The sequence below is a fragment of the Herbaspirillum sp. B65 genome, assembly GCF_000333555.1.
Taxonomy (GTDB): Bacteria; Pseudomonadota; Gammaproteobacteria; order Burkholderiales; family Burkholderiaceae_D; genus Herbaspirillum; species Herbaspirillum rubrisubalbicans.
The window spans coordinates 1-581 of record NZ_BADI01001115.1 but is presented as its reverse complement, the minus strand read 5'-3'; the positions used below and the strand labels follow the sequence as shown (position 1 = coordinate 581).

At 63.7% G+C, this 581-nt stretch carries 1 protein-coding gene and 1 pseudogene; both read left to right on the top strand.

Translation table 11 applies throughout. From position 1 onward, the window contains the following. A pseudogene (locus tag I5W_RS30610) lies at positions 1 to 219 on the top strand (phospholipase D-like domain-containing protein); the annotation flags it as partial. Further along, a partial coding sequence (locus tag I5W_RS26430; RefSeq protein ID WP_252717242.1) for a TauD/TfdA dioxygenase family protein occupies positions 206 to 581 on the top strand: 376 nt, incomplete at its 3' end. The pseudogene I5W_RS30610 and the gene I5W_RS26430, both read left to right, overlap by 14 nt.

Below are 581 nucleotides of genomic sequence, written 5' to 3'. Positions count from 1 at the left end.
CATGCCGAAAGTACGATCTATCTCACCAATGCCTACTTCGTGCCCGACCCGCAACTGCGCGATGCACTCAAGGCCGCGGCCAGACGGGGCGTGGATGTGCGCCTGATCCTGCCGTCCCACAGCGACTCCTCGCTGGTGCTGTATGCCTCGCGCTCCTTCTATGCCGAACTGCTGGAGGCGGGCATTCGCATCTATGAGCGTCAGGATGCGCTGCTGCATCGGGCTGGACCTGAACCTGCCGATTTCTGCTCAAGAGCTGGCCCGCATCCGCAGCGCCCTGGTCAATCACGGGGTGCTGGTCTTCCGCGACCAGCGCATCACGCCGCAGCAGCACATCGACTTCAGCCGCCGCTTCGGCCCTTTGCAGGTGCATGTGCTCAATCGCTTCCACCTCGCTGGCCACCCGGAAATCCTGATCGTCTCCAACGTGGTCGAGAACGGCAAACCGATCGGTCTGGTCGATGCCGGCGCCGACTGGCATTCGGACCTGTCCTACATGCCCAAGCCCAGCCTGGGCGCGCTGCTGCATTCACAGGAATTGCCGGCCGAGCGCGGTGACACGCTCTACGCCAATACCGCCG